The sequence below is a fragment of the Streptomyces sp. AM6-12 genome (assembly GCF_044327085.1).
Taxonomy (GTDB): domain Bacteria; phylum Actinomycetota; class Actinomycetes; order Streptomycetales; family Streptomycetaceae; genus Streptomyces.
Genome location: NZ_JBIQWN010000001.1, coordinates 4,312,809 through 4,332,950 on the forward strand (window position 1 = coordinate 4,312,809; position 20,142 = coordinate 4,332,950).

19 protein-coding genes are annotated in these 20,142 nt (G+C 72.4%); 11 read left to right on the forward strand and 8 right to left on the reverse strand.

Features of this window, described 5'->3' with window-relative positions:
- The first annotated feature begins 31 nt into the window (after nucleotides 1-31).
- Entirely contained in the window at nucleotides 32-337 is a 306-nt protein-coding gene (locus ACE4Q9_RS19610) for a DUF1876 domain-containing protein (protein WP_397985523.1), read from the forward strand.
- Nucleotides 338-393: 56 nt separating this feature from the next.
- Here ACE4Q9_RS19610 and ACE4Q9_RS19615 read toward each other — a convergent pair whose 3' ends face one another.
- The 4 genes from ACE4Q9_RS19615 to ACE4Q9_RS19630 form a co-directional block, all read right to left on the reverse strand.
- The gene (locus ACE4Q9_RS19615) at nucleotides 394-1,557 is read right to left on the reverse strand and encodes a serine hydrolase domain-containing protein (RefSeq protein ID WP_397987268.1); all 1,164 of its coding nucleotides are present in this window, start codon (nucleotides 1,555-1,557) and stop codon (nucleotides 394-396) included.
- Nucleotides 1,558-1,676: 119 nt separating this feature from the next.
- Nucleotides 1,677-2,447, reverse strand: a complete 771-nt coding sequence (locus tag ACE4Q9_RS19620) for an energy-coupling factor ABC transporter ATP-binding protein (protein ID WP_397985524.1) — start codon at nucleotides 2,445-2,447, stop codon at nucleotides 1,677-1,679.
- The gene (cbiQ, locus tag ACE4Q9_RS19625; protein WP_397985525.1) at nucleotides 2,435-3,196 is read right to left on the reverse strand and encodes a cobalt ECF transporter T component CbiQ; all 762 of its coding nucleotides are present in this window, start codon (nucleotides 3,194-3,196) and stop codon (nucleotides 2,435-2,437) included. The genes ACE4Q9_RS19620 and cbiQ overlap by 13 nt, the downstream gene beginning before the upstream one ends.
- Before the next feature lies 1 nt (nucleotide 3,197).
- Complete coding sequence (locus ACE4Q9_RS19630) at nucleotides 3,198-4,247, reverse strand: energy-coupling factor ABC transporter permease (protein WP_397985526.1); 1,050 nt, start codon at nucleotides 4,245-4,247, stop codon at nucleotides 3,198-3,200.
- A gap of 179 nt (nucleotides 4,248-4,426) precedes the next feature.
- Between ACE4Q9_RS19630 and ACE4Q9_RS19635 the strand changes: the two genes are divergently transcribed.
- Nucleotides 4,427-4,765, forward strand: coding sequence for an SsgA family sporulation/cell division regulator (locus ACE4Q9_RS19635; RefSeq protein ID WP_397985527.1), 339 nt, complete (start codon nucleotides 4,427-4,429; stop codon nucleotides 4,763-4,765).
- 9 nt (nucleotides 4,766-4,774) lie between these two features.
- On the opposite strand, the gene ACE4Q9_RS19640 is transcribed toward ACE4Q9_RS19635, so the two are convergent.
- Both ACE4Q9_RS19640 and ACE4Q9_RS19645 read right to left on the reverse strand, forming a co-directional pair.
- Entirely contained in the window at nucleotides 4,775-6,442 is a 1,668-nt protein-coding gene (locus ACE4Q9_RS19640) for a penicillin-binding transpeptidase domain-containing protein (protein ID WP_397985528.1), read from the reverse strand.
- 140 nt (nucleotides 6,443-6,582) lie between these two features.
- Nucleotides 6,583-7,011, reverse strand: coding sequence for a hypothetical protein (locus tag ACE4Q9_RS19645; RefSeq protein ID WP_397985529.1), 429 nt, complete (start codon nucleotides 7,009-7,011; stop codon nucleotides 6,583-6,585).
- A 181-nt stretch (nucleotides 7,012-7,192) separates the two neighbouring features.
- On the opposite strand from ACE4Q9_RS19645, the gene ACE4Q9_RS19650 reads away from it, so the two are divergent.
- The gene (locus ACE4Q9_RS19650; protein WP_397985530.1) at nucleotides 7,193-7,492 is read left to right on the forward strand and encodes a hypothetical protein; all 300 of its coding nucleotides are present in this window, start codon (nucleotides 7,193-7,195) and stop codon (nucleotides 7,490-7,492) included.
- Nucleotides 7,493-7,587: 95 nt separating this feature from the next.
- On the opposite strand, the gene ACE4Q9_RS19655 is transcribed toward ACE4Q9_RS19650, so the two are convergent.
- On the reverse strand, nucleotides 7,588-9,336 hold the full coding sequence (locus tag ACE4Q9_RS19655) for a dolichyl-phosphate-mannose--protein mannosyltransferase (protein ID WP_397985531.1): 1,749 nt from the start codon (nucleotides 9,334-9,336) through the stop codon (nucleotides 7,588-7,590).
- A 106-nt stretch (nucleotides 9,337-9,442) separates the two neighbouring features.
- Between ACE4Q9_RS19655 and rsmI the strand changes: the two genes are divergently transcribed.
- From rsmI to ACE4Q9_RS19685, 6 genes are all read left to right on the forward strand, one after another.
- Nucleotides 9,443-10,291, forward strand: a complete 849-nt coding sequence (gene rsmI, locus ACE4Q9_RS19660; protein ID WP_397985532.1) for a 16S rRNA (cytidine(1402)-2'-O)-methyltransferase — start codon at nucleotides 9,443-9,445, stop codon at nucleotides 10,289-10,291.
- Nucleotides 10,292-10,551: 260 nt separating this feature from the next.
- Complete coding sequence (locus ACE4Q9_RS19665; RefSeq protein WP_397985533.1) at nucleotides 10,552-10,974, forward strand: hypothetical protein; 423 nt, start codon at nucleotides 10,552-10,554, stop codon at nucleotides 10,972-10,974.
- A gap of 62 nt (nucleotides 10,975-11,036) precedes the next feature.
- The gene (locus ACE4Q9_RS19670; protein WP_397985534.1) at nucleotides 11,037-11,942 is read left to right on the forward strand and encodes a TatD family hydrolase; all 906 of its coding nucleotides are present in this window, start codon (nucleotides 11,037-11,039) and stop codon (nucleotides 11,940-11,942) included.
- Between the two features lie 41 nt (nucleotides 11,943-11,983).
- The gene (locus tag ACE4Q9_RS19675; protein ID WP_397985535.1) at nucleotides 11,984-13,237 is read left to right on the forward strand and encodes a ubiquitin-like domain-containing protein; all 1,254 of its coding nucleotides are present in this window, start codon (nucleotides 11,984-11,986) and stop codon (nucleotides 13,235-13,237) included.
- Between the two features lie 335 nt (nucleotides 13,238-13,572).
- Nucleotides 13,573-14,442: a 16S rRNA (adenine(1518)-N(6)/adenine(1519)-N(6))-dimethyltransferase RsmA gene (gene rsmA, locus ACE4Q9_RS19680; protein ID WP_397985536.1), complete on the forward strand. Its 870-nt coding sequence runs from the start codon at nucleotides 13,573-13,575 to the stop codon at nucleotides 14,440-14,442.
- Between the two features lie 39 nt (nucleotides 14,443-14,481).
- Nucleotides 14,482-15,375, forward strand: a complete 894-nt coding sequence (locus ACE4Q9_RS19685; protein WP_397985537.1) for a 4-(cytidine 5'-diphospho)-2-C-methyl-D-erythritol kinase — start codon at nucleotides 14,482-14,484, stop codon at nucleotides 15,373-15,375.
- Between the two features lie 4 nt (nucleotides 15,376-15,379).
- On the opposite strand, the gene ACE4Q9_RS19690 is transcribed toward ACE4Q9_RS19685, so the two are convergent.
- A complete protein-coding gene (locus ACE4Q9_RS19690) occupies nucleotides 15,380-15,973 on the reverse strand; it encodes a Uma2 family endonuclease (protein WP_397985538.1) in 594 nt (197 codons plus the stop codon).
- A gap of 182 nt (nucleotides 15,974-16,155) precedes the next feature.
- Here ACE4Q9_RS19690 and ACE4Q9_RS19695 point away from each other — a divergent pair, with 182 nt between their 5' ends.
- Nucleotides 16,156-17,964, forward strand: coding sequence for an ABC-F family ATP-binding cassette domain-containing protein (locus tag ACE4Q9_RS19695; protein ID WP_397985539.1), 1,809 nt, complete (start codon nucleotides 16,156-16,158; stop codon nucleotides 17,962-17,964).
- 271 nt (nucleotides 17,965-18,235) lie between these two features.
- Nucleotides 18,236-20,083, forward strand: a complete 1,848-nt coding sequence (locus ACE4Q9_RS19700; protein ID WP_397985540.1) for a PQQ-binding-like beta-propeller repeat protein — start codon at nucleotides 18,236-18,238, stop codon at nucleotides 20,081-20,083.
- The last annotated feature ends 59 nt before the right edge of the window (nucleotides 20,084-20,142 follow it).

Below are 20,142 nucleotides of genomic sequence, written 5' to 3' on the forward strand. Positions count from 1 at the left end.
CCGGAATGTGTGCTTCCCGGAGGTGGCCGACATGACGCAGACCATGCAGCAGACGCGGACCCCGACGCACATCGCCGTCGGGTGGCATGTCGAGCTGGAGTTCGAGGAGGACGGTCAGCACACGCGCGCCGCGGCCCTGGTGCGGTTGCCCGACGGCAGCGAGATCCGGGGGCACGGGCACGCCAGCCGCCACCGCGTCGACAACGACCAGCCCAGGGTCGGCGAGGAGATCGCCGGAGCCCGCGCCCTCAACCAGATCGCCATGGAGCTGCTGAACAAGGCGCACGCGGAGATCGACGCGGACTCGGGGCGTACGTCGCACCCGATCCACGTCTGAGCCCCGAGTCACCAAAGGGCGTGCGCCGTTACGAGGCGGCGCGCGTCGTCGGCCGCCTACGCCCCCAGCGCCACCTTCAGCGCCCGGATTAGCGCCTGCGCCCTCGGGTCCGCCGTCACGCTCTTGCGGAAGCCGTTGGTGACGTACCCGAACGCGATGCCCGACTCCGGGTCGGCGAAGGCGAGCGCGCCGCCGCGGCCCGGATGCCCGAAGGAACCGGGGGCGAGGAACGGGGACGCGCTGCCGTGCAGCATCCAGCCGAGGCCGAAACGGGTGTTGACCACCAGCACCCGGTCCGGACCCGCCGACCGCTCGGCGCGCGCCAGCTCCAGCGTCTCGGGCGTGAACAGGCGGACCCCGCCGTCCACTTCGCCGATCAGGGAGGCGTAGACACGGGCCAGCCCGTCGGCCGTCGCGATGCCGTTGGAGGCGGGCAGGGCGGCGGCGCGGTAGGCGGGGTCGTTCTCGTCCGGGAGCGGGGTGATCGCGGCGAAGGCGCGCCGGGTGAGCGAGTCCGGGTCGGCGTAGGCCGCGGACACCGCACGCTTGGGACGCAGCTTCAGCGCGCCCGCGGACTGCGGCGCCCCGATGTCCCCCACCCGTCCCACCCGGCCCTGTCCGGCCGCGGACAGGCCGAGCCACAGGTCTGCCCCGACCGGCCCGGCGATCTCGTCGGCCAGCCACGCGCCGACCGGGCGCCCGGTGACCCGCCGGACCAGTTCGCCGGTCAGCCAGCTGTACGTCTGCGCGTGGTAGCCGTGGTCCGTGCCCGGCTCCCACACCGGGGCCTGCGCGGCGACGGCCGCCGCGCCGAGGTCCGGGTCGGCGGCCTCGGCCGGGGTCAGCGGGCGGTCCAGGACGGGCACGCCCGCACGGTGCGCCAGCAGGTGGCGTACGAGGGTGCGCTCCTTGCCCGCCGCCTTGTACTCGGGCCAGTACGTGCCGACCGGCGCGTCCAGGTCCAGCTCCCCGCGCTGGTGCAGCAGCAGCAGGCCGGCGGCGACGACGCCCTTGGTGGCCGAGCGCACGATCTGGGCGGTGCCGTGCTCCCAGGGTGCCGTACCGTCCACGTCCCTGGTGCCCGCCCACAGGTCGACCACCCGCCTGCCCTCGCGGTACACGGCGACCGCCGCGCCGCGCTCCCCGAGCAGGGCGAAGTTCGCCGCGAACGCCTCCCTGACCGGCTCGAAGCCTTCGGCCACCGTGCCGTGCACGACCACGGCCGCGCCTTCCGTGCTTTCCGTGCCTTCCGCGCCCTCCACGTCCCCGCTTCCCTTCCACTCACCGCCTGCGACAGTGGGTGCAACAGCGGGTGCGGGCCTGCGATTCCTCGGTGAGATCAGCTGCCCGTTTTCATTGCCTTTGCCACCCGCGGGTCGAAGCCGAACGGCAGCTCCAGGCGGTGCGCCCGCATCAGCTCCTCGTCACCGAGCAGGTCCGCCGTCGGCCCGTCGGCCGCGATCACGCCGTCGCTGAGGATCAGCGAGCGCGGGCACAGCTCCAGGGCGTACGGCAGGTCGTGCGTGACCATCAGGACCGTGACGTCGAGCGAGCGCAGGATGTCGGCCAGCTCCCGCCGGGAGGCGGGGTCGAGGTTGGAGGACGGCTCGTCCAGGACCAGGATCTCCGGCTCCATCGCCAGCACGGTCGCCACCGCCACGCGCCGTCGCTGCCCGAAGGAGAGATGGTGCGGCGGCCGGTCCGCGAACTCCGCCATGCCCACCCGGTCCAGGGCGTCCCGTACCCGCGCCTCCAGTTCGGCGCCCCTGATCCCGGCCGCCGCCGGGCCGAACGCCACGTCCTCGCGCACCGTCGGCATGAACAACTGGTCGTCCGGGTCCTGGAAGACGATGCCGACCTTCTGTCTGATCGTCACCATGTGCCGCTTGCCGACGGGTAGTCCGGCCACGGTGACCGTCCCGGGGCCGCCGCCGAGGATGCCGTTGAGGTGCAGTACCAGGGTGGTCTTGCCGGCGCCGTTCGGGCCGAGCAGCGCGACCCGTTCGCCGCGCTCGATGGTGAAGTCGACGCCGAACAGGGCCTGATGGCCGTCCGGGTAGGCGAAGGCGAGGCCGGAGACCTCCAGCGAAGCGGTACTCACAGGGTCCATCCCAACAGGCAGACGACGAGGGCCGAGCAGGGGAGCGCGAGGGCGAGGCGCCACTGCGCCGGGGACGCGGTGGCCTCCTCGATGACCGGCATCGAACCGGCGTACCCCCGGCTCACCATGGCCAGATGCACGCGCTCCCCGCGCTCGTAGGAGCGGATGAACAGCGCGCCGGCGGACTTGGCGAGCACCCCCCAGTGCCGTACCCCCCGTGCCTCGAAGCCGCGGGAGGCGCGGGCGATCCGCATCCGGCGCATCTCGTCGGTGATGACGTCTCCGTAGCGGAGCATGAAGGAGGCGATCTGCACCAGCAGCGGCGGCAGCCTCAACCGCTCAAGGCCCAGCAGGAGTTGGCGTAGTTCGGTGGTGGCCGCGAGGAGCACGGAGGCGGCGACGCCGAGGGTGCCCTTGGCGAGCACGTTCCAGGCGCCCCACAGCCCGCCGACGCTCAGCGAGAGCCCGAGAAAGTGCACCCGCTCGCCCTCCGCGACGAACGGCATCAGCACCGCGAACGCCACGAAGGGCACCTCGATCAGCAGCCGCCGCAGCAGGAACCCGGCCGGGACGCGGGCGAGATGGGTGACGGCCACGAGCAGCACGGCGTACACCGCGAACGCCCACACCGCCTCGCGCGGGGTGGAGACCACGACCAGCACGAAGAGGAAGGCGGCCGCGAGCTTGGTGTGCGGCGGGAGCGCGTGCACGGGCGAGGTGCCGTGCCGGTAGAGGCGGTGAGCGTGGCCCGCGCCCATCTCAGAGACCGTGGTTGGCCGGTGAGACGTCCGCGTCGCGGCGCCTGCGCACGGCCCAGAACACCGCGCTGCCCGCGGCCACCGTCACCCCGACCCCGATCACGCCCGCGAGCCCGCCGGACAGGCGCGCGTCGGAGACGTCCTTGACGCCGTAGTCGGCGAGCGGGGAGCCGGCCGCGGCGTGCTCCTTCGCCTTGGTGTCGATCCCCTTGTCGTGCGCGACCTTCTCCAGGCCGTCGGGGTTCGCGGAGGCGTAGAAGCTGACGAAGCCGGCGAGGACGAGGGAGGCGACGAGGCCGGTCACCCACACCTTGCGCCGCGAGACGGGCGCCGCCGCGGGGGAGACGGGCACGGCGGGAGCGTCCACCAGTTCGCCGTCCACCCGCAGCCGGAGCCGCTGCCGCAGCCCGCGCGCGCCGTGCACCAGGTCCGGGCGTACGGCGATCACCGCGCCGACCGTCAGCGCGGTGATGACCGCCTCGCCGACGCCGATCAGCACATGGACGCCGATCATCGCGGTGGCCACCTTGCCGATCGGGACGTCGGTGGTGCCGCCGGCCGCGTAGATCAGGGTGAAGGCGCAGGCCGCGGCCGGCACCGAGACGAGCGCGGCGACGAAGGAGGCGACGGTCACCGAGCGGCGGCCGCGGGGCAGCACGGCGAGCAGGCCCCGGAAGAGGGCGTACGACACCACGGTGGTGACCAGCGCCATGTCCGTGATGTTCACGCCGAGCGCGGTCAGCCCGCCGTCCGCGAACAGCACGCCCTGCATCAGCAGCACCACGGACACACAGAGCACACCGGTGTACGGGCCGACGAGTATCGCCGCCAGCGCTCCGCCCAGCAGATGGCCGCTGGTGCCCGCCGCGACGGGGAAGTTCAGCATCTGCACGGCGAAGATGAACGCGGCGACGAGCCCGGCCAGCGGGGCCGCCTTCTCTCCGCCGAGTTCCCGTCGGGCGCCGCGCAGGCTCACCGCGAGGGCGCCGGCGGCGACCACGGCGGTGACGGCGGAGGTGGGGGCGTCGATGAATCCGTCAGGTACATGCACCGTTTGATTTTAGACGCCTGTTGCAAACACTTTGCAAGTACCAGGCACTCGCCTCCATCGCCTCCAGCACCTCCGTGCTCCGGAAGCGCTTCGAGGGAAATGTGCGACATTGGGAGGAAGCGTATGAAGCCGGGCAAAGCGGCTTTCGCATAGGTCACTGAGTGTGAAAGGGCGTTCCCATGTCTGTGATCGAGCAGTACGCGCGCGCCCATGTCGTCACGGATGACGAGGATCCGGGGGCCGTCCCGGTACGGCTGCGGTACGACCCCGACGACGATCCGCGCTCGGTCCGGATCGATCTGCCGGGCACCCACGAGTGGAGCTTCTCCCGCGCCCTGCTGGAGCGCGGGCTGCGGGCACCGGCCGAGAGCGGCTCCGTACGGGTGTGGCCGTGCGGCCGGGTCCAGGCGGTCGTGGAGTTCCACTCCGACCAGGGCGTCGACGTGCTCCAGTTCGACTCCAAGGCGCTGATCCGCTTCCTGCGCCGGACCTACACGGCCGTGCCCGTGCACAACTGACCGGTCCGGTCAGCCGCCGCCCCTGCGGAGCAGGTCGGCCACGATCGGGCCGGCCGTGTCGCCGCCGTGCCCGCCGGCCTGCACCACGCCCGCGGCCACCAGGTCACCCCGGTAGGCGGTGAACCAGCCGTTCGGCTTCTTCTGCCCGTCGACCTCGGCCGAGCCGGTCTTCGCGCCGTAGTCCGGGCCGAGGCCGGCCATCGCCTCGGCGGCCGTGCCGTAGTCCGCCGTGAACTTCATGACCTCCTTGAGCTGGGCCTGCGTCTTCGCGGACATGGTGCGCGCGGCGGTCGCCAGGGTGCGGTGGTCCACCTCGGGGGAGACCATGTACGGCTGGCGGAAGCGGCCCGACTGCACGGTGGCCGCGACGGAGGCCATGTTCAGCGGGTTCATCCGCACCCCGCCCTGCCCGATCAGCGAGGCGCCCATCTGCGCGCCGCTCTGCACCGGGACGGACCCGTCGAAGGAGGGCACGCCGATGGCCCAGTTGTCCATGCCGAGGCCGTAGACCTGCTGGGCCTCCTTGGTCAGATCACTGTCGGACAGCTTGGGCGCGAAATCGATGAAGGCGTTGTTGCAGGAGGCGCCGAAGGCGGTCTTGAAGGTGCCCTTCTTGATCTCGGATTCGTCGTCGTTGTGGAACGTCCAGCCCGCGAGCTTGTACGTCTTGGGGCAGGGGTGCGAGGCGTCCGGGGTGATGAGCTTCTTCTCGAACAGCATGGTCGAGGTCACGATCTTCATCGTGGAGCCGGGCGCGAGGGAGCCCTGGAAGCCGACGTTGAAGCCGTGCTCGCTGTTGGCGACCGCGAGGATCTCGCCGGTGGACGGCCGCAGGACGACCACGGAGGCGTGCTTGCGCTTGCCGACCTGCGCCTCCGCCTCCGCCTGGAGGGCCGGGCTCAGGGTGGTCTTCACCGTGCCCGGAGTGCCCTGGCTCAGCGTCACCAGCGTCTTGTCGGACAGCTTCGCCTTCCGCGACGCCGCGCCGCGCACCACACGCAGCTCCACGCCCGCGGTGCCGCCCGCCTTCTTGCCGTACTTCTCCCGCAGCCCGTCCAGCACCGTCCCCAGGGACGGGTACTTGGCGGCCGTCAGCTCCCCGCCGTCGCGGTCCAGGGCCTTGATGGGCGGGGTGCCGGAGGCGCCGGTGACGAGCGTGTCGCCGTCGCGCAGATCCGGGTGGACGACGGAGGCGTGCCAGTCGACCAGGGGCTTGCCGTCGCTCGCCCGGCGTACGACGGTGAGCGAACTGCCGTACGCCAGCGGCCTCGAGACGCCCTTGTACGCCAGCGTCGCCTTGACGGAGAAGGGCACCTTGGCGCCCGTGGCGGTGCCCGGAGTGAGCGTGACGCCCGTGAGGTGGGCGTCCTTGGTGTAGCCGGTGAGCAGGGCGCCGGCCGCCGGGGCGTCGTCGGTCGCGGCCGCCGCGGCGGCGACCCGGCCGTGCTGCCAGTCGGTGAGGAAGGCGGTGGCGGCGGTGCGCACCTCGGCCGCGCTGAGCGGACCGGTCCTGACCTTCCGGTGGCCGGCGGTGGCGCTCGTCTCGCCGGCCGCGGAACCGCCGTCGTACAGCGCGTAGGCGGTGAGGCCGGCGCCGCAGACGACCAGGGCGATCACCGCGCCTATCACGCCGGGCGGGGCCGTGCGCCGTTCGGCGACCCGTCTTCTCTTGCCCACAGCCTGTGTTCCTCCACCCTCGCGGGGGGTCCCCCGGCCCCTCGACTCCCCAACGACGGCATTCACCCTAAGGTCCCGGCCGGGGCGGGTGACGCGTCCGGTCGTTCCGTAGCAGGGTTGCGACAATCGGACCGGGGGATTCAGCCCAGAAGGGCGCGGAACCGCTCGATGTTCCGGCGGCGCATGGTGAGGAAGGCGAGCCAGGAGCCGTCGGCGTAGTGCACCCGGAAACGGGCCATCAGCTGGAGCCGGGGCCGCCGTTCGATCCGTGCCACCCAGGTCCTGGGCACCTCCCACACCGGCGTGCCGTCCAGCGGCTTCACCAGCCCGACGCGCTGGTCGGTGACGCGCAGCAGCAGCGCCCCGGAGGTCCCCGGCATCTGCGACGCGATGCTGCCGGCCATCCCGCCCCGCGCGCCGACCTGGTTCATCAGACCGTTCGCGAGCACCCCGCCGAGGTTCACACTGACACCCTTGGCACTGCCCGCGGGCACGACGGAGGCGTACGCCAGGAGCTGTTCGCCGGGCGCCAGCTGATGACGCGCGGCGCGCTCACGCAGTTCGGACATGCCCATGATCATATGGGGGCCGACCGGGAGTGGGCGCCGTTCGGGGGCAGGTCGACGGCGACGTAACACCTGTTCGATTTCATGGAGGAGAAGAATTGAAGGCACGCGCTCTGCTGCCGCTGTTCACCCCAGCGGCACTGCTCGTACCGGCCACCACCGCAACCGCCGACTGGGCGAAGCTGTGACACCCGGACACCAGGGCGTCTTCGAGCGCCTTCCAGGCATCGTCCGTGCTCTGGTCGCCGACCACACGCCGGGTCGGCCGGCCTTCAAGGGGCTGTTGGTCACCGGGGACGACCGCATGCGGCTGTATCTGACCGCAGCCGACGGAAGCCGTACTTACGGAGCCGATGTGGTGATCAGCCATACCGGCCCCGGTCTCCTCGCGGGGATCACGTCCGGCTATCTGGACAACGAGTACGAGCAGCAGCCGTCCGATGATCCGCTGTGCGATGTGGTAGTGGACCTGACGCGCTACTGAGAGACCGTCGCTTCGACGGTGAATGGGCAACACCAACGACCGACAACGATGGTGACGACTCGGAGCGTTCGGCGGCTGTGCAGGCATTTTCCCAGCTACACCCACGTGTCCAGCCACATCCTCGCCCGCCAGCTGTCGATCGGGATCGCCGTGCCGGTGAACAGGGGCCAGAAGTAGATGAAGTTCCAGGTGATCAGCAGGACCAGGACGCCCGCCGAGGTGGCGCCGATGACGCGGCGGGTGTCGCCGGAGCCCGGTGGGCCGATGATCGCACCGATCATCATGGCCACGGCCAGGCACAGGAACGGCACGAAGACGACCGCGTAGAAGAAGAAGATCGTCCGCTCCTGGTAGAGGAACCAGGGCAGATAGCCGGCCGCGATGCCGCAGGCGATGGCGCCGGCCCGCCAGTCGCGGCGGAACGCCCAGCGCCACAGGATGTACACGATCGCGAAGCAGGCCGCCCACCACAGCAGCGGCGTGCCGAGCGCCAGCACCTCGCGGGCGCACTTCTGGCCCGCGTCCGCCGGACAGCCGTCGGTGCCGGGGGAGGGCGACTCGTAGAAGTACGACACCGGACGGCCCAGCACCAGCCAGCTCCACGGGTTGGACTGGTAGGTGTGCGGGGAGTCCAGGTGCAGATGGAACTCGTACACCTCGTGCTCGTAGTGCCACAGGCTGCGCAGCCAGTCCGGCAGGAAGGTCCAGGAGCCGCCCCGGCCGTCGGTGAGCGCCCAGTTGCGGAAGTAACCGCCGGTGCCGTCCGTGGGGGAGAGGATCCAGCCCAGCCAGGACAGCAGGTAGACGGCGGTCGCCACCGGGACCGTCGCCAGGAAGGTGATCCCCGTGTCGTACTTAAGGACCGCGCGGTAGGGGCGGGACGCGCCGGCCACCTTGCGGGCGCCGACGTCCCACAGCACCGCCATCACACAGAACGCGACCAGGATGTACAGGCCGTTCCACTTGGTGCCGGTGGCCAGGCCCAGCATCAGCCCGGCCGCCCAGCGCCAGGGGCGGGCGCCGAGCCGGGCGGAGTCCGCGACCCGCGCGTCCGGGCGGACCAGGCCATCCGGCCCCACCGGCAGCGCGGCGGCCAGTCTCGCCCGTGACCTGTCCCGGTCGATCAGCAGACAGCCGAACGCGGCCACCACGAAGAACATCAGCACGCCGTCGAGCAGCGAGGTGCGGCTCATCACGAAGTGCAGCCCGTCCACCGCGAGCAGGGCACCCGCCAGGCAGCCCAGGAACGTCGAACGGAACATCCGGCGCCCGATCCGGCAGATCATCAGCACGCTCAGCGTGCCCAGCAGCGCGGTCATGAACCGCCAGCCGAACGGGTTGAACCCGAACATCAGCTCGCCGAGCCCGATCACGTACTTCCCGACCGGCGGGTGCACCACGTACGCCGCGTCCGCCGGGATCGCCAGATGCCCGTGCGTCTGGAGGACCACGTCGTTGGCGTTCTTGTCCCAGTTGACCTCGAAGCCGCGGTGGACCAGCGCCCACGCGTCCTTCGCGTAGTACGTCTCGTCGAATATCACCGCCCGCGGGCTGCCCAGGTTCCAGAACCGCAGCACGCCGGCCAACAGCGTCACCAGCAGCGGCCCCACCCAGCCGGACCAGCGATCGATCCGGTCGGCCAGCACGGGCGGCACGCCGAGTGCCCGCCGCAGCCGGGGGCCGGGGGCCGGGTACGGCGGCACCAGCCGGCCGCGCACGTCGCCCTCGGGCGCGTCCTTCGCCGGCGCGTACCCGAACCGGCGCAGCCGCTGCTGCCACGGCGGCCGCTTCTCGTGCGGCGCCTGGCCCTGCCTCAGATCCATGGAGGACGCGGTACTGGTCACCGCGCCATCGTAGGGAACGGCGCTGTGCGAGTCCCGTGCACGCGGCGGCGCGGGCCGCGAAGCGGTCGTTTTCCTCCGGCTCGGGGACCCCTGCGAGGATGGGGGCGTGACTGGAACCCTTGTCCTCGCAGGTACCCCCATCGGCGACATCGCGGACGCGCCGCCCCGGCTGGTGCGGGAGCTGGAGAGCGCGGACGTCATCGCCGCCGAGGACACCCGGCGGCTGCGCCGGCTCACCCAGGCGCTCGGCGTCACACCGGGCGGCCGGGTGGTGTCGTACTTCGAGGGCAACGAATCCGCGCGCACGCCCGAGCTGGTCCAGGAGCTGGCCGGCGGGGCGCGGGTGCTGCTCGTCACGGACGCGGGCATGCCGTCGGTGTCCGACCCCGGCTACCGGCTGGTCGCGGCGGCCGTCGAGCGGGACATCCGGGTCACCGCGGTGCCCGGCCCGTCCGCCGTGCTCACCGCGCTCGCCCTGTCCGGGCTGCCCGTGGACCGGTTCTGCTTCGAGGGCTTCCTGCCGCGCAAGGCGGGCGAACGGCTCTCCCGGCTGCGCGAGGTCGCGGCCGAGCGGCGCACGCTGGTCTACTTCGAGGCCCCGCACCGCCTCGACGACACCCTCGCCGCGATGGCCGAGGTCTTCGGCGCCGAGCGGCGGGCCGCGGTCTGCCGGGAGCTGACCAAGACGTACGAGGAGGTGCGCCGGGGCCCACTGGCCGAGCTGGCGAGCTGGGCGGCGCAGGGGGTGCGCGGGGAGATCACGGTCGTGGTCGAGGGCGCGCCCGAGACCGGCCCGGAGGAGCTGGACGCGGCGGAACTGGTGCGCCGGGTGCGGGTGCGCGAGGAGGCCGGTGAGCGGCGCAAGGAGGCGATCGCGGCGGTGGCGGTGGAGGCGGGGTTGCCGAAGAGGGTGGTGTTCGACGCCGTTGTGGCAGCGAAGCAAGCCGATCGCTGAGGGGGCTGACCGGGCGGGGGGCTTGAGTAAAAAGCGCCCTCTGAGCAGCGCTCATCTCCGATGAGCGACTCGGCCAATGGGCGGCAAAAGGCTGTCGCCGTTGGCAAAGCGCCGAGGCGGCCCGCGGGGGCGTTTCGGCAAGGAAGACTCAAATCGCCTCCAACACTCGACAGCCCTGCTGCATTCGCGTCGGCGAAGGCGTCCACTGGTCGAAGGGACCCCGCTCAGGGGTGCCGGTCCAGCGGAAACGAGGAGCTGGCATGAGTGAGATCGCAGGGCAGACCGGCCTCCGCGGTACGGCCACAGCCGTCGTTCACGAGTCGTATTCATTCGCCTGCATGCGCTGCGGGCACGGCTGGGAGCAGTCGTACGAGATAGAGCACCACACGGACGCCGACGGGCAGCAGTTCGTGCTGTACGTGGCCGACGGGCGCATAGTGCCGTCGCCGCTGCGCAGCCCCCGCTGCCAGAACTGCGATGGTCACGTGCTGCGCATCATGCGCGCCGGACAGGTGTCCTCGGTACGGCAGGCGGGCGCGCGCCATCAGCACGACGCGCCGCTGGCCGGGCCGGTGGAGGTGCCGCGGGTGCCGGCTGCCGAGGGGGCGGCCGGGGGCGGCGGGACCCAGCACCACTGGCACCTGTCGGACCTGCTGCACCCCTTCCACCGCAAGGCGGGCTGAGCCCGCGGGGGCGGCCCCGGCCGCCGGGGGCCGGGGCCGTGCCCCTTTCGTAGGATCGGGGCATGCCTTCGAACGCCGGCCCGAGCGGCTCCCCGGACGACAAGAACGCGGCCCCGCCGCTGCCCGCACCCCTGCGGGTGCCCGTCGCCGACTCCCACACCCACCTCGACATGCAGTCCGGCACCGTCGAGGAGGGCCTGGCGAAGGCTGCGTCGGTCGGCGTCACCAGGGTCGTCCAGGTCGGCTGCGACATCTACGGCTCCCGGTGGGCGGCGCAGACCGCGCAGACGTACGAGAACGTGCACGCCGCCGTCGCGCTGCACCCGAACGAGGCGCCGCGCATCGTCCACGGCGACCCCGACGGATGGTCCCGCAAGGGGGCCAGGGAGCCGGGCGGGCAGACCGCGCTGGACGAGGCGCTCGCCGAGATCGACCGGCTCGCCGCGCTGCCCCACGTCCGGGGCGTCGGCGAGACCGGCCTCGACCACTTCCGCACGGGCCCCGAGGGCAAGGAGGCCCAGGAGCGGTCCTTCCGCGCGCACATCGAGATCGCCAAGCGGCACGGCAAGGCGCTCGTCATCCACGACCGCGAGGCCCACGCCGACGTGCTGCGCGTGCTCAAGGAGGAGGGCGCCCCCGAGCGCACCGTCTTCCACTGCTACTCCGGCGACGCCGAGATGGCCGGGATCTGCGCCCGCGAGGGCTACTTCATGTCCTTCGCCGGAAACGTCACCTTCAAGAACGCCCAGAACCTGCGCGACGCCCTCGCCGTCGCCCCGCTGGAACTGGTCCTCGTGGAGACCGACGCGCCCTTCCTCACCCCGGCGCCGTACCGCGGACGGCCCAACGCGCCGTACCTCGTTCCGGTCACCGTGCGCGCGATGGCCGCCGTACGCGGCATCGGCGAAGACGCGCTGGCGACGGCCCTGAACGCGAACACCGCGCGCGCCTTCGACTATCCGGTATGACCCCACTGTCGTAACGCTCGGTAGCCGCGCCGCTTTGGTGTGTGACGGAGGGTCCGCTAGGTTCTGCCCCCGATCCGGACCTTTCGGCCTCTCTGGAGCGTGTCGGCGTGAGCAGCAAACGGCGGTTGGAGACGGGCGCGTCGCCGGAGCGGCGCGGTGGCCGGCGTGCGCGCCGGCGCGGTGCGCGGGCGGCCGAGCGGCCGGACTCCGTGGTGCGCCGGCTGCTGCCGCAGGCGCTGGTGGTGGCCTTCCTGGCCGGCGGCACCACCGCCTTCGTCGCCCAGGACCGCGCGATCCGGCTCGACATCGACGGCCGGCCGCGGGCGCTGCACACCTTCGCCGACGACGTGGACGCGCTCCTCGCCGAGGAGGGCGTACGGGTGGGCGAGCACGACCTGGTCGCGCCCGCCCCCGGCACCCCGCTCGCCGCCGGCGACGCGATCGCGGTGCGCTACGGCCGTCCCGTGCGGCTCACCCTGGACGGCAGGCGGCACCAGGTGTGGACGACGGCGCACACGGTGGACGGCGCGCTGCGGGAGCTGGGGGTGCGCGCCGAGGGCGCGTATCTGTCGGCCTCGCGCTCCCAGAGCATCGGCCGCGCCGGGCTCGCGCTCGATGTGCGCACCGAGCGGGCGGTCACCGTCATGGCCGACGGCCGGGCCCGCACCATCCGCACCAACGCGGCGACGGTCGGGGAGGCGGTCGAGGAGGCCGGGGTCACCCTGGGGCCCGAGGACACGCTCTCCGCCCCGGCCGGCAGCTTCCCGCGCGACGGGCAGACCGTCACGGTGCTGCGGGTGACCGGGGGGCGGGAGGTCCGCGAGGAGGAGATCCCCTTCCAGGTCGAGCGGCGGTACGACCCCTCGCTGCTCAAGGGCACCGAGGTCGTCGCCCGCCCCGGCCGCCCCGGGCTGCGGCGGATCACCTACCTGCTGCGCACAGTCAACGGGGTGCGTCAGGCGCCGCGCCGGGAGGGCTCGGAGGTGGTGCGGCGGCCACGGCGGCAGGTGGTGAAGGTCGGCACGAAGGCGCTGCCGCGCTCGGCCACCGGGGTGGACGCGCTGAACTGGCACGGGCTCGCGGTGTGCGAGTCCGGGGGCGACCCGCACGCGGTGGACGCGTCGGGGACGTACGGGGGGCTGTACCAGTTCGACGCGCACACGTGGCACACGCTGGGGGGTACCGGGCTGCCGCAGGACGCGCCGGAGTCGGAACAGACGTACCGGGCGAAGAAGCTGTACGCGCGGCGGGGCGAGAGCCCTTGGCCGCATTGCGGGGAACGGCTGCACGGCTGAGAGGGGGAAGCCTGAGGGGCGTCCGGGACTGACAGGGACGCTGACGTCTGAGGGGCCTGCGGGACTTGCGGGGGCACCGAAGCCTGTGGGGCCTGCGGGATGTGCGGGGCGCCGGAGACTTGCGGGGCATGCGGGGTCTGCGGGCGGCCGGGGCCTGCGGGCCTGCGGGGTGTGCCGGGGCGCCGGGAGCTGAGCGGGTGTCGGAGCTTTGCGGGACCGGGTGTGCGGGGCACCGGAGCCTGCGCGGGCGTCGGAAACTGTGCTGGACCCGCGGGGTGCCCTGGTGCGGGGCCCGCTTGGCAAGGGCGCCTCCCACCGCCCCGTACCCTTGTCCCGTGAGTAGCCCCGCCCCCGATTCCCTCCTCGGCCCCGCCGACATCCGCGAGCTCGCGGCCGCGCTCGGTGTCCGCCCCACCAAGCAGCGCGGCCAGAACTTCGTGATCGACGCGAACACGGTCCGCCGGATCGTCCGCACCGCCGGGGTCCGCCCCGACGACACCGTCGTGGAGGTCGGCCCCGGACTGGGCTCGCTCACCCTCGCGCTGCTGGAGGTGGCCGACCGCGTCACCGCCGTGGAGATCGACGACGTGCTCGCCGCCGCCCTCCCCGCCACCGTCGCCGCCCGCACGCCCGCCCGCGCCGACCGCTTCGCGCTGGTCCACTCCGACGCGATGCACGTCACCGAGCTGCCGGGCCCCGCCCCGACCGCGCTCGTCGCGAACCTGCCGTACAACGTCGCCGTTCCGGTCCTGCTGCACATGCTCGACACCTTCCCGAGCATCGAACGCACCCTGGTCATGGTGCAGTCCGAGGTCGCCGACCGGCTCGCCGCCGCGCCGGGCTCGAAGGTGTACGGCGTTCCGTCCGTGAAGGCCAACTGGTACGCCGAGGTCAAGCGGGCCGGCGCCATCGGCCGCAACGTCTTCTGGCCCGCGCCGAACGTCGACAGCGGGCTCGTCTCCCTGGTGCGCCGCACCGAGCCGATCGCGACGACGGCCACGAAGCGGCAGGTCTTCGCGGTGGTCGACGCGGCCTTCGCGCAGCGCCGCAAGACCCTGCGGGCTGCGCTCGCCGGCTGGGCCGGTTCCGCGGCCGCCGCCGAGGCCGCCCTGGTCGCCGCCGGGATCTCCCCGCAGGCCCGCGGCGAGTCGCTGACGGTCGAGGAGTTCGCCCGTATCGCCGAGCACGCCCAGACCGGCGCCTGACGCCGGCCGCCCGTACAGCCGTACAGTCCAAGGAGCGCAGTGAGCGTCACGGTCCGTGTTCCCGCCAAGGTCAACGTCCAGCTCGCGGTGGGCGCCGCCCGCCCCGACGGGTTCCACGACCTCGCCAACGTCTTCCTCGCCGTCGGCCTGTACGACGAGGTCACGGTCGCCCCCGCCGACGAACTGCGCGTCACCTGCGCGGGTCCGGACGCCGCCCAGGTCCCGCTGGACCGCACCAACCTCGCCGCCCGCGCCGCCCTCGCGCTCGCCGCGCGCCGGGGCATCGAGCCGAAGGTGCACATCCACATCGACAAGGACATCCCCGTCGCCGGCGGCATGGCGGGCGGCAGCGCGGACGGCGCGGGCGCGCTGCTCGCGTGCGACGCGCTGTGGGGCACGGGCGCCTCGCGGGCCGAACTCCTCGCGATCTGCGCCGAGTTGGGCAGCGATGTGCCGTTCGCTCTGGTCGGCGGGGCAGCGCTGGGCGTCGGCCGTGGCGAGCGGCTGACCGGCCTCGACGTCGGCGGCACCTTCCACTGGGTGTTCGCGATGGCCGGGCGGGGACTGTCCACGCCGGCGGTCTTCCGCGAGTTCGACCGGCTGGCCGAGGGCCGGGAGATCCCGGAGCCGGTGGCCGCGCGGGAGCTGCTGGACGCGCTGGCCAAGGGCGACACCGACGCGCTGGCCGCGACCGTCGCCAACGACCTCCAGCCGGCCGCGCTGTCCCTCTTCCCGGAACTCGCGGCCACCCTGTCGGCGGGCCGCGCGGCGGGCGCCCTCGCCGCCCTGGTCTCCGGCTCGGGCCCGACGACCGCGTTCCTCACGCGGGACGCCGCCACGGCCGAGAAGGTCGCGGGGGCCCTCTCCGCCTCCGGCACCTGCCGCGCGGCACGGACGGCGGCGGGGCCGGTGGCGGGGGCGACGGTCTTTTAGGGCGTCAGAGGGCGTCGATCGCGGTCAGGTCGATGTCGATGTCGTACGGCACGCTGATCTTGACGTGGTCGTGGTAGATGCCGGTCAGGGCGTACGTGCCGGTGGCCTTGCCGAGTTCGTAGACCTGGACGACGGGGTGGTCGTCCTCGCCTGCCATGTCGACCAGCCAGAAGTGGGGGATGCCTGCCGCGGCGTACTTGCTCGGCTTGGCGTCGCGGTCGCGGGCCTCGGAGTCAGGTGACACCACTTCGACGGCGAGCAGTACATCGGCCGCCTCGAAGCGAGTCTGACGCCGGCCGGTGAGGGCCTCGGACCGGACCACGGAGATATCCGGCTCGGGGCCGTTGCGCCGGTCCAGCACGACGGTCATCTCGCGCGCGACCTTCATGCTGGACGGCAGAGTGCGGCGCAGACCGCTGACCAGCAGGTCGATCGCGGCGAAGTGAAAGTAGCGCTGCGGACTCACGAAAACCAGGCTCCCGTCGATCAACTCGGTGTGCGGCGGGAGATCCGGCAGTGTGAACAGGTCGTCCACGGTATAGCCGTCCTGCGGCGGCACGGGCCACCGGCCTCGGTGCTCTACGGACTCGGCGGTCATGGTTCCTCCCATGGACGGGATCCTGCTGCCTGCCCTCCACGGTAGCGGCCCGTTCCCGATCACGTCATCACAAAGAGTGACCATCCCCTCGCGCGCCGCCCCCCGCCCCCGAGGCCCTACGCTAGAAGGCTGACCCACGCGGCGGAGCCGCACGTCGATACCGCCCCGCGAGCAGGAGTGAAATGGCCGTCAACCTGGTCAATGTCGAGAACGTCAGCAAGGTGTACGGCACCCGTGCCCTGCTGGACGGCGTCTCGCTCGGTGTGTCGGAAGGGGACCGGATCGGGGTCGTCGGCCGCAACGGTGACGGGAAGACCACGCTGATCCGGATGCTCGCCAAGCTGGAGGACGCCGACACCGGCCGCGTCACCCACTCCGGCGGACTGCGCCTCGGCGTGCTCACCCAGCACGACTCGCTCGACCCCGCCGCCACCGTCCGCCATGAGGTGATCGGCGACCTCGCCGACCACGAGTGGGCCGGGAACGCGAAGGTCAGGGACGTACTGACCGGACTGTTCGGCGGCTTGGACCTGCCGGGCTTCCCCAAGGGCCTGGACACGGTCATCGGCCCGCTGTCCGGTGGCGAACGCCGCCGCATCGCGCTGGCCAAGCTGCTGATCGAGGAGCAGGACCTGCTCATCCTGGACGAGCCCACCAACCACCTCGACGTCGAGGGCATCTCCTGGCTCGCCCGGCACCTCCAGAACCGCCGCTCGGCACTCGTCTGCGTGACCCACGACCGCTGGTTCCTCGACCAGGTCTGCACCCGCATGTGGGACGTGCAGCGCGGCGATGTGTACGAGTACGAGGGCGGCTACTCCGACTACGTCTTCGCGCGCGCCGAACGCGAGCGCATCGCCGCCACCGAAGAGGCCAAGCGGCAGAACCTCATCCGCAAGGAGCTGGCCTGGCTGCGCCGCGGCGCGCCCGCCCGCACCTCCAAGCCCCGCTTCCGGGTGGAGGCCGCCAACGAGCTGATCGCCGACGTGCCGCCGCCCCGCGACAGCAGCGAGCTGATGAAGTTCGCCTCCTCCCGGCTCGGCAAGACGGTCTTCGACCTGGAGGACGTCACCGTCCAGGCCGGCCCCAAGGTGCTGCTCAAGCACGTCACCTGGCAGCTCGGCCCCGGCGACCGGATCGGCCTGGTCGGGGTGAACGGCGCCGGCAAGACCTCGCTGCTGCGCGCCATGGCCGAGGCCGCCCGTACGGGGGGCGAGGAGCAGCCGGTCGGCGGCCGGATCAACGTCGGCCGGACGGTCAAGCTGGCCTACCTCTCCCAGGAGGTCGCCGAACTCGACCCCACCTGGCGGGTCCTGGAGGCCGTGCAGCGGGTGCGCGAGCGCGTCGATCTCGGCAAGGGGCGCGAGATGACCGCCGGTCAGCTCTGCGAGACCTTCGGCTTCACCAAGGAGAAGCAGTGGACGCCGGTCGGCGACCTCTCCGGCGGTGAGCGGCGCCGCCTCCAACTGCTGCGGCTGCTGATGGACGAGCCCAACGTCCTCTTCCTGGACGAGCCCACCAACGACCTCGACATCGAGACCCTCACCCAACTCGAGGACGTCCTCGACGGCTGGCCCGGCTCGATGGTCGTCATCTCCCACGACCGGTTCTTCGTGGAGCGCACCACGGACCGGGTGTTCGCGCTGCTCGGCGACGGCGCGCTGCGGATGCTGCCGCGCGGCATCGACGAGTACCTGGAGCGGCGGCAGCGGATGGAGGAGGCGGTCGCCGAGCGCACCGCCGCCGCGGCGCCCAAGCCGGCCACCCAGGAGCGCAGCGCCGCCGACCAGCGCGCCGCCAAGAAGGAACTCCAGAAGATCGAGCGGCAGTTGGACAAGGTCTCCGAGAAGGAGGCCAAGCTGCACGCCCGGATCGCGGACAACGCGACGGACTTCGCGAAGGTGGCCGAACTGGACGCCCAGTTGCGGGAACTCGCCGGTGAGCGCGAGGAGCTGGAGCTGCGCTGGCTGGAGCTGGCGGAGGACGCGTAGCGGTTCGCCCGCCGTGAATCAGCCAGCGCGGCGGGCGGTCCGCCCCCGGCGCCCGACGGGCCGCGCGTGCGCCGCGTGAAGGGGGCGTGAAGGCGCGTAACGGAGGCATCACGGGCCGGTTCTCCCTTGGGAACAGGGCGGATCCGGCCCGTAGTGCTGTCCGCGCCGAGTGATAGAAAGAGCGGTCTGAGATCCGTTTGCACAACGACCTTGGGTCCGTAGAGAACCTCAGGGCGTGGCTAAAAATCAGTGAACGAGGGGGAGAGCGCTGATGACTCAGCCGCCCGACCAGTCGCCCAGCGGCGGCTTCGGAGCACCGCAGGATCCGAGAGATCCCAGAGACCCGAGAGACCCGAGAGACCGGGAGGGCTCGGCGGACCCGCGGGATCCGGGGAACGAGCCGCCGCGGAACGGTGGCTTCGGCGCCCCGCCGCCGGTCCCCTCCCAGCCGCCCGCCCCCCCGGCCCCGCCCGCGCCCGGCTACGGCTACCCGCAGCAGCCCGGCCCCTACGGAACCCCTACGGCACCCGGAACCCCCGGCGCCCCGGGCCCCTACGGCACCCCCGCTGCCCCCGGCCCCTACGGCTACCCGCAGCAGCCCCCGCAGCCGGGCCCCTACGGGCAGCAGCCCCAGCCCGATTACGGCTTCCCGCCGCAGCCGCCGTACCCCGGCGCCCCCTTCCCGCCCCAGAGCGGCGGCGGCAACAAGAAGAAGACGGCGCTGATCGTGGGCGCCGCGGTGGCCGCGCTGCTCGTCATAGCCGGCACCGTCTACGCCGTCACCAGCGGCGGCGACGGCAAGAAGAAGCCCGTGGCCGAGCAGAGCGGCAGCGGCGCGCCCACCTCGTCCGGCGCCCCCTCGGCCTCCTCCTCGTCCACCGGCGGCGACGACCCCGAGGACCTCAACAAGGGCCGCGCGCCCGGCGAGGCGAAGGTCCTCTGGTACAAGTCCGCCCCGGACGCGCCGGGCGCGGGCGCCGACGCCCCCGGCATGTGGGTCGCCGGGAACACCGTGGTGAAGGCGGCGTACAAGCAGGTCTTCGCCTACGACACCGGCAACGGCTCCTCTCCCTGGGGTCCGGTCGCCTTCCCGCAGAAGATCTGCGCGGTCACCCCGCAGAAGTCGGACGACGGCAAGGTCGTCGTGGCGTACATGAACGGCACCAGCGACAACGCCAAGTGCAACCAGCTCGTCCAGCTCGACCTCGCCACCGGCAAGAAGGGCTGGAGCGCCCAGGTCGCCGACGGCGGGCTGTTCGACAGCGCGCTCAACGTCGAACTCAGCGTGGCGGGCAGCACGTTGATGGTGGGCCGCGCCGAGTCGGGCACCGCCTACGACATCGACAGCGGCAAGAAGCTGTACGACAAGAAGCGCTACGGCGACGCCTGCTTCCCCGCCGGGTACGCGGGCGGCGCCGGCAAGCTCGTCCAGGTGGCGTCCTGCGGGGCCTCGACCAGCGGCGAGCACGACGAGCTCCAGGAACTCGACCCGGCCACCGGCAAGGTGCGGTGGACCCAGCCCCTGAAGAAGGGCTGGCAGGTCAGCCGGGTGTACTCGATGAACCCGCTCGTGGTCTATCTGACCAACGAGGACAAGAAGGTGTGGAACATCTCCACCTTCACCGCGGACGGAAAATTCCGCTCGCAGGTCAAGGTGGACGAGAAGTTCTCCCCGAGCTGCGGCTGGGCGATCCTGGAGCGCGACCTCCAGGGCTGCCAGGGCGTCGCGGCCGACGCCGACACGCTCTACCTGCCCACGGACACCACGTCCACCGCCAACGAGATCGTCGCGATCAGCCTCTCCACCGGCACCGCGAAGTGGCGGGTCAAGTCCCCGGCGGACGAGCCGATGGCCCCGATGAAGGTCGAGGGCGGCAAGCTCATCGCGTATGTGCAGCCGTCGTACGACGCGGGCGGCCAGGTGGTCTCGATCCCGACCGGCGGCTCCACGCACACCACCACGAAGCTGCTCCAGAACCCGCAGGGCACCGCGGAGATCGAGGACACCTTCTACGACGGCGTCGTGGACTGGGCCGACGGTCGTTTCATCATCTCGTCCGGCCGGCTGAACGGCAGCGACGAGGCGAAGGAGAAGCTGATCATGGCCTTCGGCAACTGAGCCCGGCCCGCTTCCAGGCCCTCCTCCCGTTCCGTCCGCCGTCCGGTCTTCCGAGTGTC

What these genes read in the sequence shown, in the direction of transcription:
- ACE4Q9_RS19665 (WP_397985533.1), top strand. Translation starts at nt 10,552, where the DNA reads ATGAGTGAGATCGCAGGGCAGACCGGCCTCCGCGGTACGGCCACAGCC.
- ACE4Q9_RS19645 (WP_397985529.1), bottom strand. Translation starts at nt 7,011, where the DNA reads ATGTCCGAACTGCGTGAGCGCGCCGCGCGTCATCAGCTGGCGCCCGGC.
- ACE4Q9_RS19670 (WP_397985534.1), top strand. Translation starts at nt 11,037, where the DNA reads ATGCCTTCGAACGCCGGCCCGAGCGGCTCCCCGGACGACAAGAACGCG.
- ACE4Q9_RS19610 (WP_397985523.1), top strand. Translation starts at nt 32, where the DNA reads ATGACGCAGACCATGCAGCAGACGCGGACCCCGACGCACATCGCCGTC.
- cbiQ (WP_397985525.1), bottom strand. Translation starts at nt 3,196, where the DNA reads ATGGGCGCGGGCCACGCTCACCGCCTCTACCGGCACGGCACCTCGCCC.
- ACE4Q9_RS19695 (WP_397985539.1), top strand. Translation starts at nt 16,156, where the DNA reads ATGGCCGTCAACCTGGTCAATGTCGAGAACGTCAGCAAGGTGTACGGC.
- ACE4Q9_RS19635 (WP_397985527.1), top strand. Translation starts at nt 4,427, where the DNA reads ATGTCTGTGATCGAGCAGTACGCGCGCGCCCATGTCGTCACGGATGAC.
- ACE4Q9_RS19700 (WP_397985540.1), top strand. Translation starts at nt 18,236, where the DNA reads ATGACTCAGCCGCCCGACCAGTCGCCCAGCGGCGGCTTCGGAGCACCG.
- ACE4Q9_RS19620 (WP_397985524.1), bottom strand. Translation starts at nt 2,447, where the DNA reads ATGGACCCTGTGAGTACCGCTTCGCTGGAGGTCTCCGGCCTCGCCTTC.
- ACE4Q9_RS19690 (WP_397985538.1), bottom strand. Translation starts at nt 15,973, where the DNA reads ATGACCGCCGAGTCCGTAGAGCACCGAGGCCGGTGGCCCGTGCCGCCG.